The sequence below is a fragment of the Acidithiobacillus thiooxidans ATCC 19377 genome, from assembly GCF_009662475.1.
GTDB classification, from domain to species: Bacteria; Pseudomonadota; Gammaproteobacteria; order Acidithiobacillales; family Acidithiobacillaceae; genus Acidithiobacillus; species Acidithiobacillus thiooxidans.
The window spans coordinates 2,073,910-2,088,926 of sequence record NZ_CP045571.1; the positions used below are offsets into that span (position 1 = coordinate 2,073,910).

The following is a 15,017-nucleotide window of genomic DNA, read 5'->3' on the forward strand; positions in this document are numbered from 1 at the left end:
ATCCGCCTGAAAAAAGGAGAACGCAATGCAAAAAGCAAAATGGTTAAAGGTAGCCATTCTCTCTGCCGCAATGGGAACACTTTCCATACCTGTTGCTGCTTATGCCTGGGGGCCCTGGGGAGGCGAAATGCCTTGGTCCGGCTGGCAAAACCGCATGCCCTGGAGCGGTTATTCCAATCCCTGGCAAGGGAATTCCGGACCATGGTCCGGTTATGGAGGTCCTTGGCAAGGTAATAGTGGTCCCTGGAGTATGGGTAGTTTCCGTATGACTTTTCCCCATTGGGGTCCGATGAATTTCAATGGCAGTCCCTTTGGCGGCTACGGACGCCCCTGGTCCGGAGATGCGATGCCCTGGGGTGGTGGCGGTATGCCTTGGGGCGGGGGTGGCGGTATGCCCTGGGGTGGTGGCGGTATGCCCTGGGGTGGTGGCGGTATGCCCTGGAGTGGTGGCGGCATGCCCTGGGGTGGTGGTGGCATGCCCTGGGGTGATGGCGGCATGCCCTGGAGTCCCATGTCCTCCATGAACCCCATGTCGCCAATGGGTCCCATGAGCCCCTGGAGTACCTGGTAACACCATAATTCCCAAGTTTGGGGAGTGACATTGCAGTGGCGCCAACTGCAAGGCTTGTGGCGCAAAATGATCAAGGAGCAGATGTGATGAATGCAAAACATTTTGGAAAAGTAGCCGCTTTGGCAGCAACACTCGGATGTGCAGGTTTACTGACAGCTTCGCCTGCTTTTGCCTGGGGATGGGCACCCTGGAATGACATGCCCTGGAGTGGTTACAGTAGCCCGTTTTCCGGCGACAGCGGCCCTTTCAGTGGTTATGGAGGCCCCTTTACGGGCAATAGTGGGCCCTGGGACATGGGCAGCATGAGTTTTAATGGACCGCACGGCGGCCCCATGCAATTCAGTAGTGGTCGCTGGGGTGGCTACAGCCAGCCATATAACGGGTATTACGGCGGTGGTTATGGTCGCGGAGCCTACAATGGTTACGGCTATCGGGATTCAGCCCCTGAAAATGCCTTTCCACCCGCAGAATCCGGATATCCTCAATACGGCAATTATAACAATGCCGATAATAATGCTTACAACGCTCCTTCAGCACCACCGCAATACGCTAACAACAGCCAGCAATATGCCCCGCCACCCGGACCCTACCGTCCCGGTTACGGATATCCATGATGGACGAAAATCCTGCGGGCTGCAGATGCACCGCGATGCCTGCAGGGTTCCAATATTGCCGTGAAATCAAAAATACAGGTGCCAAAAGAGGCCAACCATGAAACGAACTTTGGGTAGAATCATTGGGTTTATTATTCTGGTGATCATTGTGCTGGTAGTGATTGCTGCCATCCAGGATCCGCAACTCTGGCGTCATGACTGGCAGACGACACGGCAATATACGGTGCAAAAATGGCAGGCAATGCATCATTGGTGGGAAAAACAGGAAAGCAAACCCACTCCGGTAGCACATCCTGCAACAGTGCCGATCACAGCCACCGCACCAAAACTACAGCCGGGCGTGGCTGTGCAGCAAGCAACCCCGGTTACCCCGCACGTTAAAATCGTCTTTCCGAAAAACCTTACCGGGTCTCAGTATGCTCTGTTAATGGCTGCAAGACGGGCGTTTTGGGAACATGACGTGAAAGCCGCCATTGCCGATTATCAGGCATTAATTGATCAACTGCCTGAAGTACCGCAACTGTATGGCGAATTAGGCAACATTTATTACCAGACTGGTCATCCTTTATCTGCTGGCAAGGCCTATTCCGGTGCTGCCCGAACGCTAATTGCAACGCATCAATATCCTTCTGCCGCAGCATTATTACCCCTGATCAGTTCTCTGGACCCGAATCAGGCCACCATCATCCGCCAGGCACTGGCACGTTAACCATAAGGAGTAATGAATTATGAGTGACATCCGAGAAGAACCGCAGTTACATTCAGAAGATGCCCCGACCAGCGGCACAGAATATGCCGCAGAAACAAAAGCCAACTTGCACGGCACAACGGAAACTACATATAGCGAGACTGCGCAAAGCCATCATGAAGCTGACCGGCCTGAAATCCATTCGGATGCGGACACAGCTGCAGCGGCAGCAGCGGCCGCCGCTGCAGCAGCCGCTGCGGCGTCAAGTTCCAGTTATAGCAGTTACGCTCCACCCCCTCCCCCTCCTGCACAAAAAGCAGGATTTTTGAGCCGCTTTTGGGGATACCCACTGATCATTTTGATCTTGCTGATCATCATTGTGATTCTGTTTATTTGGGCCATCACCGCCAATCAGCCCGATAATACCCACGTAGCAGTTGCCGCCAAACCCGCGCAAAAAGTCCTGCATGTCACCAGTGCCCCCAGCATTGCGGCCATCACCCAAAACAGCAAACCGTTGACCGCCGATCAGACCAAGTTGCTCATGCAGGCACGCGGAGCTTTCTGGCATCACGACTATGCCGGTGCTATTGCGGATTATCATCATTTGATTCAGGAAGCGCCTGACTCCCCTGCTGCCTATGGCGAAATGGGTAATGTGTTGTACATGACCGGTCACTATCACCAGGCGGGCAACGCTTATGGCCAGGCAGCCATGCAACTGATTCATGCCGGACGTTATGCCGATGGTGCCGCGCTGATTCCTATTCTTGGACGTCTGGATCCTGCGGAAGCACAAAAAGTGCAGGAGGCGCTGTCCCATTCACCCGAAGCCGAAACCGGGATGCCACCGGCCTGATGGTAAGCTGCACAAAACCCACCCGATGGACAGTAACACTGCTATCTGTCGGGTTTACAGTCTGCATGGCGGCTGCACAAGCCGGGGTTACATCCGCTTTGTCGCGTCCAAAATCCGGATGGAACCATCATTACATTCAGCAGCTGATGCAGGCACGCCAAGCCTACTGGCAAGGCAACCCATTGCGCGCCATTCAGGAATATGCGCAATTAATTCATCATGCCCCCCAGCGGTATCTGGCAGATCTCTATGGAGAACAGGGCAACGTTTATTACCGGATAGGCGCATTTTACGCGGCGGGAAATGATTACATTCATAGTGTTAGAAATCTGATCCGGGAGAAAAACTTGCGTGGTGCCCGCACACTGATTCCCATCGTCGCACAAATCAATCCAAATGCAGCCTATCAGCTGACGATCCAATTAAATCATCAGGAGACAAACCATCATGGCGGAACAACCGACTACGCAAACACACTCGCAGTCTCAGCATCATATCGCCGGCCTTTCTGACCGCCAGCTCAGACTGATCGTCTACGCGGCCCTCGTCGCATTTCTGGTCCTCGCCGCTTATGAGTTTTATCTGGCCGTGGAAATGTCGCATGACCTTCATGAAATGACCAAACAGTTCCAGAAAATGAGTCCCAACATTCAACGCAACATGAACAGCATGTCACAAAACATGGCAGAGATGACCCATTCGACCAACTACATGGCCCGGGCCACCGGACAAATGCAGGCTGAATTCTGGAGCCTGAACCGTAACATCACCCCACCCTTTTCTTTTCTGAGTGGCATGTTGCCCTTCAATCACAATGATCCGGACTATGGGCCCAAAGCCCCTCTACCCCCTCCCCGCCAAGAAGCCTATGATGGAGTTCCACCGGGATATAATCCGCAATATCAAAGTGGCTATCCGTATCAGGGGAATGCTTATGGCAACCACTGAGGCTGATGTCGAGGTGCTGGCCAAGGAGAAAAAAATGGCATCGCTGAGCACTGAACTGGAAACCCTCTGCGAGGTTTTGCCAGAATTACTGGATTCCATGGACGCCGGCATTCTGCTGACCGACATTCAGGGAAAAATTGAATTCTGCAACGCCGCCGCCAAAATCCTGTTGAACACGCACCCACTGGAGCACCTGCGCAGCATACCTGGAGGTAGCGTCCAGAAAGAACTGGTGCGAGCGGCCATTGCCGCCGGTCAGGAAGATGCGGTGAGTCGTCCGCAAACCGGCTGCGTCCGCTGGGATCATCTGCTTCCCGTTGCCGAAGGCGAGCACAAGGTCCTGCAGATCAGAACCCGACTGGTAGAGCGCAAACAACATAAACGCCGCATTTTTTTCATCGAAGATGTCTCTGAATTGCGTCATGCCGAGCGGATTCTGGGTGGCACCCGCAGTGTGGGTTTTATTACGGATGATCCGCACATGCGCGATGCCCTCGAATTGATTGAGCAGGTCGCAGCCACCGATGCCAGCGTCATTTTTCAAGGCGAATCGGGGTCTGGCAAAGGCTTGATGGTCCGCCTGCTGCATCAACAAAGTAACCGCTCCAAAAAATCCCTGGTGGAAGTGAATTGTGCCGCTATACCCGATAATTTATTTGAAGCCGAGTTTTTCGGTTCAGTAAGGGGAGCATTTACGGGAGCAGTGACAGATCGCATTGGCCGTTTTGCGGCAGCAGATGGTGGCACACTCTTCCTCGATGAAGTCAGCGAACTGCCCAAACATCATCAGGCCAAACTGCTGAAGGTGCTGGAAGACATGCGCTATGAACCGGTCGGCAGCACCAAAACCCATCAGGTCGATGTGCGCGTGGTTGCTGCCAGCAATCGCAATCTCAAGGAACTGGTAGAAAATGGAGATTTTCGCAGTGACTTGTTTTATCGGTTGAATGTGATCCCTATCCGCATTCCGGCACTGCGGGAAAGGCCCTCGGACATCATGCTCCTGGCCGAACATTTTTTGAAAATTACTACAGGAGGACACAAGAAAAGGCTGGGCTCGGCGGCCAAACATCTACTCCTGGATTACCCCTGGCCGGGAAATGTGCGTGAACTCCGCAACGTGATGGAATATGTGGCCATCTGCAGTGCCGGACCGGAAATCAGTGACAGTGATTTTCCCAAAGACTTCCTGGACAGAATGCACTTGGGGTCGGCCGTTACTTCCAGCCGATCAGAAAACGATCCGGAAGCCATTTATGATCGGGAAAGTCTTTTGCAGTTATTGGATAAACACGGGGGCAACCGTGCCGCCGCCGCTCGTGAATTGGGGATTGATCGCGTAACCCTGTGGCGGCATTTGTCCCGCCTGGGCATTTCCGGAAAAGAGGGTAGCAGTCATCTCGGGCATTGACGGACACAGGGCTTCTGAATAACCCAGAAGCCCCAGCGTCGTTACCTTGCGGACTAGATTTTTGACATCGCAGAAAAACTTTTGACAAAAGGTCCTGCCATCCGTGGATCTTTGAGCATACTCGCGTAGTCTCCTACCTTGAATTTGATTTTTCCGGTGGTAAACGCCATGCCCAGGCCCGTCATACCCGGAGACTTCTCTATCCACTTCAGCCACTGCGGATGCTGGGCGCGAATATCCCAGTTTAAAGGCTGGTCCGTATAAACACCGGAAGCCGTTGCCTTGCCGTTTTGTACCACCAGAAAAGCACGGGGTTTTTCTTCTTCCGGATAACCATAAGCAATGACCGAATTAAAGCCAATCTGGGCAAGAGCGTCAGAAAGCTCGGGATCCTTGTTCCATTCCTCAACAAAACGAGCCATCCAGGCGGGTGAAAATAAATCTGCCACGGGTAATACCTCCTAATACAGGTGAACAAAAATTTGCGGGCGCACGCCCGCACCAAAAAGCGGTTCTCAGGATGTCGGGTCCCTCGTCAAAAATTGTGACTTCAAGTCCTGGCAGGATTGACAATTCCAGTGGCGATATTTTTCGAGAACATCCGCCAAAGGTGTACGCAGATCAGTCTCCATGCCGCCCTCGCTTATTGATGGCAGCACTATGTCCCCATTCCCCCAGATCACTCACTTGTACTCCGACCCACCAGAAAGGGGCCACGCTATCCTGGCCATGTCCACCGACCAGATGCTGGCCGGGGGCCAAATGCACATGGGCAACCAGATGCTCCGCTTCCGCGCGGGTCCGAAAAACTGACCAGGCAACGACCCGCTCCGTGGGGGTCATACCAGATTTTCCAGACCGGGATGCGTGCACCTTTGAAGGTAACTCCCGTGCTTCATCGAGAAAATGACTATCCATGAGGACTATCTCCTTCAAAAAAGTGAATCCGATAACCATCTAGTGTAGTGTTGCATTCTTGGTGAACCTTAAGGTTAATGATGATAAAATAGCTCCATGTTGAGGGTATGAATGGAGTCGAGCCTTGCGAGTTGCGCCCACAGTCACTTTAACCAGCGAAGAGCGGTCCGAGTTGTCCCGTATAGTCGCCTCCCGATTAAGCAGTGTCCGCTTGTCATTACGGGCACGGATGATATTGCTGGCGGCAGAGGGCTTGCAGAACAAAGAAATTGCGGAGCGCCTGGGGGTGGATCGCCTGCAAGTCGCACGTTGGCGCAAGCGTTATCTGGAACACCGCTTGTCGGGCATTGAACGCGATTTACCGCGCGGCGCCCCTCCGGTGAAAGTGGATGTGGCCCGTCTGGTAGAATTGACCACGCAGAGTAAGCCGGAAGCGATGACGCATTGGAGTACGCGTAGGATGGCGGCAGAACTGGGTGTCAGTGCCGCCAGTGTGTCACGGCATTGGCGCAAGCATGGCCTCAAGCCTCATCTGCTGCGTGGTTTCAAGGTGTCACGTGACCCGCATTTTGTGGAAAAGCTGGAAGATATTGTGGGGTTGTATATGTCTCCCCCGGAGCATGCCTTGGTGCTCTGCGTGGATGAAAAAAGTCAGGTACAGGCCCTGGACCGGACCCAACCGGGACTCCCCCTCAAAAAGGGCCGCGCAGAAACGATGACCCACGACTACAAACGTAATGGCACTACGACCTTGTTTGCCGCCCTCAACGTGCTGGATGGTCAGGTCATCGGACAGTGTCAACAGCGCCATACCCATGTGGAATGGCTGAAGTTCCTGAAGAAAATTGATCGGCAGACGCCCAGGGACAAGGCTCTGCATCTGATTGCCGACAACTATGCGACCCATAAACACCCGGTAGTACAGGCGTGGCTCGACAAGCACCCGCGTATTCACATGCACTTCACGCCCACTTCGGCATCCTGGCTCAACATGGTCGAGCGTTTCTTTCGGGATATCACGACCCAGCGGTTACGTCGTGGGGTGTTCACCAGTGTGCCTGAACTCATCCAGGCCATTGAGGGGTACATCGACCACCACAACACCCATCCCAAACCTTTCATCTGGACCAAAACCGCCCGCGACATCCTGCAAAAAGTCATTCGCGCCAACAGCCATTTAAGCAGCAAACAGAATGCAACACTACACTAGGTGGGCATAAATCATGCCAATTTGTAATTGGTTGATTACAATGAAATCACCGTAATGATACTTTCTGTCAATGCAACGCTTTTTATTTCATATTCAATAAAAACAATAGGATGAATAATGCATCAACCTGTTGCATCAGCAACGCATGAAGCCACAACAATTCCAGAATTTTCAGATTATTATTATTAAATAAATATCTTATTATTCTAGGGTTGCACGCGCTCACCGGTATTGTTGCATTAAAAAATTATTAAATAACAAATGGATAAATAATTTCATTATCATCAACCGTTTCACAGTGCATTTCCATAAATTAAAAATCATTTAAAAATCAGAGAACTCGATTTTGGCACATAAAATGCTTATATACTCTCAAATTTTGATGAGCAGGACTTCATCCTTCTTCACTTTATACGGAATAACTAACAACCAGGAGTCAACCTTATGTTGATCGAAAATACGTTACCCGTTTTACTCAGCCGTCTCGATTTTGCCTGGATTACCTCGCTGCATATTCTCTGGACGCCCATGACGATTGGCATGTCGTGGCTGCTTTTCGGAATAGAAGTCCTCTGGCTCCGCACCGGGGATGAGCGCTGGTACAAACTCAATCGTTTTTTTGAAAAAATATTCATTATCAATTTCGGTGCCGGGGTGGCGACGGGTGTCACCATGGAAATGGCCTTCGGGATTCTGTATGGGCCATTTTCTCAGGCAGTCGGCCCCTTTTTCGGCAACATTCTCGGCTTTGAAACCATCACCGCATTCATGTATGAAGCGGGATTTATTGGTCTGATGGTTTTCGGCTGGGGAAAAATCAGTAAAACCATGCATCTTTTTGCCACCTTCAATGTCGGCATTTCTTCCACTTTATCGGCCGGCTGGATTCTGGTGGCGAATTCCTGGATGCAAACGCCCGACGGAGTCGTCTTTAAAAATGGGCTGTTTCAGGTCAGCAACTGGTGGAGCGCCATTTATAACGACAATTTTCATTGGGGATTTCCGCATATGTGGATCGCCTGCGTAGAGCTGGCTCTTTTTGTTTTTGCCGGCGTCAGTGCCTGGTTCATCCTTAAGAACCGCAACACTGAACTTTTTGTAAAGCTGCTCAAACCAGCGCTCCTGGCACTGCTGATTGTGACCCCTTTGCAGATTTATCTGGGGGATACGCTGGGGCGGGACGTCGCCCAGACACAGCCCACCTCTCTGGCCGCCATGGAAGGGCATTACCATACGTATCTCCCCAATGGCCAGGTCAATACCGGCTGGCACCTGATTGCCATACCCAACAGCCAGAATGACGGTACCCGATTTGCGATTACCATTCCTTACGTCCTGAGCCTGCTGGAAACCCATACCTTGACCGGCAAGGTGACGATCATGGACAGCTTCCCTGCCCGTGATCGTCCGGATGTCTGGGTGCCTTTCTATGCGTTCCGGATCATGGTCGCCATTGGCTTTTTCCTGTTCCTCGTCGCTCTTTGGGGTAACTGGCTACGCCTGCGGGGCAAGCTGAATGCGACGGCTCTACGCCAACACCCGTGGTTTCTCCGGGCCGTCGTTTTCTCGGCATTTTTACCCTATCTGGCGATCTGGACGGGCTGGTGGGTGCGCGAAATCGGTCGGCAACCCTGGGTAGTCTTTGGCATGATGCGCACCTACGAAGGAGTCAGCCACATGTCGCTGGGCCAGGAAGTGGTCTGGTTCGTGGGCTACATTATTTTTGAGTTGGCCGTCTGGTCGGGCGCCTGGTACTTCTTCAGCCGCGTCATCCAAAAAGGCGTGAATGACATTCCGGATTCCACCCATCTCTGGGACAAACCGGAAACCATCGACAGTGGAGGTGGCCATGTGTCCCCCCATTTTACCAAAGCATTGCCACACCGAGATTGAGGAGAACCCATCATGACCGATCTCATGGGTAGAATTGCCGTGTCCCTGTCCACCTGGTGGTGGTTGATTCTCGCCTTGTTTTTTATGCTTTACGTGATGCTGGATGGCGCCGATCTGGGGGCTGGCATTTACACCCTGTTTTCGCACGACGAGGAAGAACGCGGGGCGGTCATGGCTTCCATGGCCGGATTCTGGGACGGAAACGAAACCTGGCTGGTGGTTGCCGGCGGGGTCCTCTTCGGGGCTTTCCCGGTGGTCTACGGCTCTGCTTTGAACTATCTCATGATCCCGTTGATGCTGGCCTTGTGGGGGATTATTTCCCGCGCTGTCGCTTTTGAATTTCATATTCATGCGCGCAGCAGCAAACGATTCTGGGGCTGGGCCTTTGCTCTCGGCAGTCTGATCGCTCCCTTTTTTGCTGGCGTATCCCTGGGTGCCACCTTGCAGGGTTTCCCCCTGAAAGCCGGACGGGCCCTGGAAATACAGGGACACGGTCTCCCTGCTTCCACGGATCCGGTACTCCATTATTCCGGACAGGCCTTCACCTTCTTAAGTCCTTTCAGTATATGGGTCGGTTGCGGGGCCGTCATTGCGGCAGGCCTTGCCGGTGGACTGTATTTATGTGCCCGCTTCATACCGGGAGACCCCATTCATGAACGCGCCCGCAAGTGGACTACCGTATTTTCCTTTCTGGCGCTGATCGCCATTCTCGTCACCTTAATCTGGTCCTACGCGATTTTCCCCTGGGCAGCGGCCAAATGGAGCGGTGCCCATTGGTGGATCTGGGCGATCTGGCTGGTCATTGTGCTGTTCTTTGCCTACAAATCGATGATCAATCATTCCCTGCAGCGGGATATTGCCGCCCTGCTCTGGGGCGAGGGTGTGGTGGCACTTCTCTGGATGGCCATGTTCGCCACCATGTATCCCTATGTCGTGCCAGAAACCTGGCCCATCGCCCTATCCGGCAATCCAGCCAACTCCCTGGCGGTCTTCACCTTGTTCATGACGGGATTTGTGCCGGTCATGATCATGTACAACTGGTATCAGATTTGGGTCTTTCGGGGGAGGTTAAGCAAAAAAGCCGCATACGGTGGGCATTGAAAATCTATCTTTAGCGGATGTTGATCCGTCGTTCGTCAGCTGTTCGTTTTCGCTTTGAATAAAGGAGTATTGACCATGGCACATGTAGTGATTTTAGGCGCAGGAACTGGCGGCATGCCCGCCGCCTATGAAATGCGGGATCTGCTCGGCCCCAAACATGAGGTGACGCTGATCAGCGAAAATCCTTATTTTCAGTTCGTTCCCTCCAATCCCTGGGTCGGTGTGGGCTGGCGGCAGCGGGAGCAAATCGTGTTTGATATTGAGCCGCATACCAGTCGCAAGCGCATCAATTTTATTGCCCAGCGCGCAGACCGCATTGATCCGGAACGCAACAACATTGATCTCGCCAATGGTTCCAGTGTCCATTATGACTATCTGATCATCACCACGGGACCCGCTCTGGCTTTCGATGCCGTTCCCGGATCCGGTCCCCATGCCAGACATCAGAAGCCGACCCATTCCATTTGTACGGTCGATCATGCCGAGAAAGCCTATGCGGCTTACATGAACCTGCTGGACTCCAACAATCCCGACCCGATTATCATCGGCGCCATGCCCGGTGCCAGCTGCTTTGGACCCGCCTATGAATACGCCATGATTGTCCTCAGTGATCTGGAAAAACGCGGGGCGCGCAACAAAATCAAGGAATTCCACTTCATCACTTCCGAGCCTTATGTCGGCCATCTGGGTCTGGGTGGCGTCGGGGACTCCCAGGAAATTCTGACCCGGGGCCTTGGGGAAATGGGGGTTCAGGTACACACCAACATGAACACCACCAAAGTGGATGATGGCAAAATGTTCTGCGAGCACCTGAATGCAAAAGGCGAAAAAATCGGCGTCGGCACCCATGACTTCGGTTTTTCGATGATGCTGCCTTCTTTCAAGGGCGTAGATGCCGTAGCCAAGGTGCCGGAACTCTGTAATCCCAAGGGCTTTGTCATCGTCGACGAACATCAACGCAGCCCCAAATATCCCAACATTTACTCGGCGGGCGTTTGTATTGCCATTCCTCCGGTAGAACAGACTCCGGTACCCACCGGGGCGCCCAAAACCGGCTATATGATCGAATCCATGGTCACCGCCCTCGTCCACAACATTCAGGCAGAAATTCAGGGCAAGGCACCCACTGCCGAAATGGGCACCTGGAACGCCATCTGCCTGGCTGACATGGGCACGAGCGGCGCTGCTTTTGTGGCCTTACCCCAATTCAAGCCCCGGCGTGTTGACTGGTTCGGAGAAGGGCCCTGGGTGCATTGGTCCAAGATTGCCTTTGAAAAATACTTCCTCGCCAAAATGAAAGCCGGGGTTTCCGAGCCTTTTTATGAAAAACTGGTCTTCCAGATGCTCGGCATTTCCCGTCTGAAAAGTGACGAACCCGCCCATCTCCGCAAAGTGGGCTGAGGGCACTCCCCTGGCGCAGATTGTCTGCAGATCTGCGCCAGGGGCCGTTATCTTTTCAAAGGAGGACAAATGTGATGAGTGCTGCCGAAATGAGTCAAGCCGTCAATAACCCGACGGAAACGCCGGATTGGTCGCAGGTGCTGGACCTCAGCCATGCCATCGAGGATCAGTTGCGTTTACTATACGCCATGCTGGACGAGGTAACTGCCGATACCGATGTCCGCAGTGCTGCCCTGCATATCGCCTGTGAAGCAGGCCACCTCTGGTCGGCCACCCAAAAACTGGCGCAGGTCACCGGTGTGCATTCTGCCGCCGACCTGGAGGCGCGGGTCGAATCCGGCGTCCGCATGCTGGAACCCCTGCTGGTCGCCATGAGTACGCTGATGGAAACCCTGCCGGAAGTGCTCGGCGATCTGGCCAAATCCGGCACCATGCAGCAGCTGGGCATGGCCACCGTAGAATGGACCGATATCCTGAAACGGATAACCAGCCTTATCCAGGGTGCCTCACCTTCCCTGACGGCACGCGTTTCGGGACTGGTAGACGATGCCAGCCGCTGGTCGGGAGAACTGGTAGTCGCCTGGGAAACCCTGGCTGCGACCCTGCCGGAGGTCATGCAGGATGAGATGCTTCACAAGAACCTGAATGATTTGCAAAAAGCGATTGGTGTCTGGGCCTCGGTCGCCATTGAAGCCCGGACGATGGTCGCCCGCTGTGGGGGAGGCAACATGGCATCAGGTGCGCGGGCTCTGGTCTGCTCCATCCGTGATGGCCTGGACGATGCGGAGCAGAAAGGCGGGTCAGGCAGTGGCGGGATTTTTGCCCTAATACGCCTCGTGCTGTCCGGAAAAACGATCTATGTGCTCCGCAATGTCATCTCCATCGCTTACCGGGTCCTCAAAACCATGAATGCATCCGGTAAAAAAAAGACGGCCGGGTGATGACTCGCAATGCCGGCATACTGGAAATGTTCAAACGGGCACATCGCACGGGTGGCACCATGGTCGAGGTTTTCAAATCGCTGTCCTTGTTCATCATTGGTGCCAGCATCATCTGGTCTGCTACGCATTTTTATGTCCACCTGATTCATCGTGGCTATGCGACCTTGCAGGATTTACTGCTGCTTTTTGTGTATCTGGAAATCGGGGCCATGACCGGCATTTATTTCAAAACCGGAAAACTGCCCGTGCGCTTTCTGATCTACGTCGCCGTGACGGCCATCGCCCGCTATCTGGTGGTGGATGTCGATCATCTCAAAGCGATGTCCGTATTGACCATGAGTATCGCCGTCATTGTACTGATGGCGGCCCTTTGGGTGGGTGATCACATTCATTCCAGCGAGGATTAGGTCTGCTATGTTTTATGGATGACCGACGGCGGTCGGCTTTGATTTTGATCTAACAAGTTACATCCAGGAGGTGAAATATGACTACAGCAACTTCTTCAGTACAGATTATCAAAAAAAGTGGCGGTTTTTATTCCTGGCCACTGCTGGCCATTCGCGGAGTAGCCGCATTGGTGTATGCGCTGGTGGCCCTGGCCGATTTCAAGGCAACCATTCCATTACTGGTCTGGTTTTTTGCCATTTACGTTCTGTTTGATGGTGCTTACGCCCTCCGGGTGGCCGCCGGTCAGCAAATTGATGGGCTATGGACCCGTCTGGCCGTGATTTTTAAAGGTCTGTTAGGCATTGCCGCAGGCATCATCGTCATCTATTGGGATATGAGTGCAGGCTCCACCCTCTACATTCTTCTGACCGTATTCGTCTGGGTGGCCTTGTCGGGTATTCTCGAAGGAGTCTGGGTGATCCGCAACATTAAAAACAAGGAACTCGTGCTGATTATAGGCTCTGGCGCTTATCTGGCTCTGGCGGTAGCCCTCCAGTTTCTGTTCGCACTGGCTCCACAAGCCGGTTCGTCCATATACAGTTGGATCATCATCGGTTTCTCGGCCGCCTTTGGATTAGGCATGCTGATCATGAGTTGGGCCATGCGCAAAAACCAGTTCGGATAAGAGGGGCATCGCTTTACCTGGTGTAGTGTTGCATTCTTGATGAAACTTAAGGTTAATGAGGATAAAATAGCTCCATGTTGAGGGTATGAATTGAGTCGAGCCTTGCGAGGTGAAAGTGGATGTGGCCCGTCTGGTAGAATTGACCACGCAGAAACGATGACCCACGACTACAAACGTAATGGCACTACGACCTTGTTTGCCGCACTCAACGTGCTGGATGGTCAGGTCATCGGACAGTGTCAACAGCGACATACCCATCCGGAATATCCGAAGCCGCTACCACGCCTCCGCAGCGCATGGCTTCCACTCCGGAAAAATCAAAGCCCTCCCCCACGCTGGGGCACACCGTCACCACCGCCTGCCGGAATAACAAGCGCAGGGCTTCGGCAGGCACACTATGGAGCAAAAACAGACTGCCCTGCTCTATCCTGGGCGGCCCTTTGGATAAGATTTTTTGGTGATGGATTCATTATTACCAAACTGCATGCAGATAATTCTGTCGAATCAAAAGATCCTTACTTAACAGAGGCTCTTCATTCACCCTTGCCTGGGCCACAATCAACCGGTCGAATGGATCACGCGTCCAGGCCAAAGAAAAGGCCGCACGACTCACCATCGCAAAGGGGATGGTGCACACTGCAAGGCCGATGGTCTGCGCCAACTCTGCAAATAATGTGTCCGGAGTCACTGTCACCACGCCTTTTTCATTGAGATATTCAATTTCCAGCAAAGCCATAGGAGACACCCTGAGTTCACGCGTCTCCATCACCTGCTGACCTTCCGCTGTGAATTTATCCAGCATGCCCGCATAAAGCCAAACCAGAACGTGTGTATCAAGATAAACGATGGACATCTTCAACCTGCCATTCCGAAGACCAGTCCAGATGCACAATGGTTTCCGGATCCCCCTGAATCACTCCAGGATGAGGGCGGAGACGCGCCAGCTTCGCCATGGACGATAAACTCTCTTTGGGAACAATCTGTAAATGCTGACCTTTCCACTCCACATCTTCCGGCTTACCCGTAGCCAGCACGCGACGGAGTACCAAAAAAAGATTTGCGCGCAATTGTGTCGCATTCATAGCGCCTCCAACATGTACACACAAGCAAAAACTGTACACCCGCAAGCGATAATATACAAACGCCCTCAATGAATCCCTTTGTCGGCCACTGTGGCACAAATCCTGTTAAGGCCGATTAACCAGAAAGATGAGCACAACCCAGTCGCGCCAGGCGACGGGCGCTTTCGCGCTCAATCAAGGCACGCAAAGCTTCTTTCAGCAACGCGCCCCGGTCTTCCACACCAGAAAGATTTTTGGCCTGCACAAGGAGGTCATCATCCAGCTTAACGGTCGTTCGCATTTGAGAAACCTCGCTAATACTCTGGCAC

General features: G+C 53.1%; 20 protein-coding genes and 1 pseudogene. 15 read left to right on the top strand and 6 right to left on the bottom strand.

Annotated elements, in window-relative coordinates:
- The first annotated feature begins 25 nt into the window (after window positions 1–25).
- From GCD22_RS10940 to GCD22_RS10970, 7 genes are all read left to right on the top strand, one after another.
- Complete coding sequence (locus GCD22_RS10940) at window positions 26–571, top strand: hypothetical protein (RefSeq protein ID WP_051690747.1); 546 nt, start codon at window positions 26–28, stop codon at window positions 569–571.
- Window positions 572–657: 86 nt separating this feature from the next.
- Complete coding sequence (locus GCD22_RS10945) at window positions 658–1,185, top strand: hypothetical protein (protein ID WP_024892823.1); 528 nt, start codon at window positions 658–660, stop codon at window positions 1,183–1,185.
- Window positions 1,186–1,282: 97 nt separating this feature from the next.
- A complete protein-coding gene (locus tag GCD22_RS10950) occupies window positions 1,283–1,894 on the top strand; it encodes a tetratricopeptide repeat protein (RefSeq protein WP_051690746.1) in 612 nt (203 codons plus the stop codon).
- Between the two features lie 19 nt (window positions 1,895–1,913).
- Window positions 1,914–2,732 carry a hypothetical protein gene (locus tag GCD22_RS10955; RefSeq protein WP_051690745.1) on the top strand — a complete coding sequence of 273 codons (819 nt, stop codon included), beginning with the start codon at window positions 1,914–1,916 and terminating at the stop codon, window positions 2,730–2,732.
- A 65-nt stretch (window positions 2,733–2,797) separates the two neighbouring features.
- Window positions 2,798–3,244 (top strand): hypothetical protein, encoded by a 447-nt coding sequence (locus tag GCD22_RS10960; RefSeq protein WP_010639866.1) that lies wholly within the window; start codon window positions 2,798–2,800, stop codon window positions 3,242–3,244.
- Window positions 3,180–3,680 (top strand): hypothetical protein, encoded by a 501-nt coding sequence (locus GCD22_RS10965; RefSeq protein WP_010639865.1) that lies wholly within the window; start codon window positions 3,180–3,182, stop codon window positions 3,678–3,680. The genes GCD22_RS10960 and GCD22_RS10965 overlap by 65 nt, the downstream gene beginning before the upstream one ends.
- The gene (locus tag GCD22_RS10970) at window positions 3,667–5,091 is read left to right on the top strand and encodes a sigma-54 interaction domain-containing protein (protein WP_176212014.1); all 1,425 of its coding nucleotides are present in this window, start codon (window positions 3,667–3,669) and stop codon (window positions 5,089–5,091) included. The genes GCD22_RS10965 and GCD22_RS10970 overlap by 14 nt, the downstream gene beginning before the upstream one ends.
- A 53-nt stretch (window positions 5,092–5,144) precedes the next feature.
- On the opposite strand, the gene GCD22_RS10975 is transcribed toward GCD22_RS10970, so the two are convergent.
- Complete coding sequence (locus tag GCD22_RS10975) at window positions 5,145–5,540, bottom strand: hypothetical protein (protein WP_010639863.1); 396 nt, start codon at window positions 5,538–5,540, stop codon at window positions 5,145–5,147.
- A gap of 172 nt (window positions 5,541–5,712) precedes the next feature.
- Entirely contained in the window at window positions 5,713–6,009 is a 297-nt protein-coding gene (locus GCD22_RS10980; protein WP_010639862.1) for a hypothetical protein, read from the bottom strand.
- A gap of 124 nt (window positions 6,010–6,133) precedes the next feature.
- Here GCD22_RS10980 and GCD22_RS10985 point away from each other — a divergent pair, with 124 nt between their 5' ends.
- From GCD22_RS10985 to GCD22_RS11020, 8 genes and pseudogenes are all read left to right on the top strand, one after another.
- Window positions 6,134–7,219 (top strand): IS630 family transposase, encoded by a 1,086-nt coding sequence (locus tag GCD22_RS10985; RefSeq protein WP_065972780.1) that lies wholly within the window; start codon window positions 6,134–6,136, stop codon window positions 7,217–7,219.
- A 444-nt stretch (window positions 7,220–7,663) separates the two neighbouring features.
- On the top strand, window positions 7,664–9,112 hold the full coding sequence (locus tag GCD22_RS10990; protein ID WP_081577427.1) for a cytochrome ubiquinol oxidase subunit I: 1,449 nt from the start codon (window positions 7,664–7,666) through the stop codon (window positions 9,110–9,112).
- A gap of 12 nt (window positions 9,113–9,124) precedes the next feature.
- Window positions 9,125–10,213 (top strand): cytochrome d ubiquinol oxidase subunit II, encoded by a 1,089-nt coding sequence (cydB, locus tag GCD22_RS10995; protein WP_031575154.1) that lies wholly within the window; start codon window positions 9,125–9,127, stop codon window positions 10,211–10,213.
- Window positions 10,214–10,288: 75 nt separating this feature from the next.
- Complete coding sequence (locus GCD22_RS11000) at window positions 10,289–11,614, top strand: NAD(P)/FAD-dependent oxidoreductase (protein WP_031575153.1); 1,326 nt, start codon at window positions 10,289–10,291, stop codon at window positions 11,612–11,614.
- 74 nt (window positions 11,615–11,688) lie between these two features.
- A complete protein-coding gene (locus GCD22_RS11005; RefSeq protein ID WP_031575151.1) occupies window positions 11,689–12,555 on the top strand; it encodes a hypothetical protein in 867 nt (288 codons plus the stop codon).
- Window positions 12,555–12,962: a phosphate-starvation-inducible protein PsiE gene (locus GCD22_RS11010; protein ID WP_031575148.1), complete on the top strand. Its 408-nt coding sequence runs from the start codon at window positions 12,555–12,557 to the stop codon at window positions 12,960–12,962. Before GCD22_RS11005 ends, GCD22_RS11010 begins: the two co-directional genes overlap by 1 nt.
- Window positions 12,963–13,039: 77 nt before the next feature.
- Entirely contained in the window at window positions 13,040–13,627 is a 588-nt protein-coding gene (locus GCD22_RS11015) for a hypothetical protein (RefSeq protein WP_010639856.1), read from the top strand.
- A gap of 150 nt (window positions 13,628–13,777) precedes the next feature.
- Window positions 13,778–13,894: pseudogene (locus GCD22_RS11020) on the top strand (IS630 family transposase); the annotation flags it as partial.
- Here the strand turns inward: GCD22_RS11020 and GCD22_RS11025 are convergent.
- The 4 genes from GCD22_RS11025 to GCD22_RS11035 form a co-directional block, all read right to left on the bottom strand.
- Entirely contained in the window at window positions 13,854–14,021 is a 168-nt protein-coding gene (locus GCD22_RS11025) for a glycosyltransferase (protein WP_342353881.1), read from the bottom strand. The pseudogene GCD22_RS11020 and the gene GCD22_RS11025 overlap by 41 nt on opposite strands.
- A 78-nt stretch (window positions 14,022–14,099) precedes the next feature.
- Window positions 14,100–14,480, bottom strand: a complete 381-nt coding sequence (locus tag GCD22_RS18015) for a type II toxin-antitoxin system VapC family toxin (RefSeq protein WP_051690744.1) — start codon at window positions 14,478–14,480, stop codon at window positions 14,100–14,102.
- Window positions 14,461–14,709: a hypothetical protein gene (locus GCD22_RS11030; RefSeq protein WP_031575143.1), complete on the bottom strand. Its 249-nt coding sequence runs from the start codon at window positions 14,707–14,709 to the stop codon at window positions 14,461–14,463. Before GCD22_RS11030 ends, GCD22_RS18015 begins: the two co-directional genes overlap by 20 nt.
- Window positions 14,710–14,824: 115 nt before the next feature.
- Window positions 14,825–14,989 (bottom strand): type II toxin-antitoxin system VapB family antitoxin, encoded by a 165-nt coding sequence (locus GCD22_RS11035; protein WP_031575140.1) that lies wholly within the window; start codon window positions 14,987–14,989, stop codon window positions 14,825–14,827.
- Window positions 14,990–15,017: the final 28 nt, after the last annotated feature.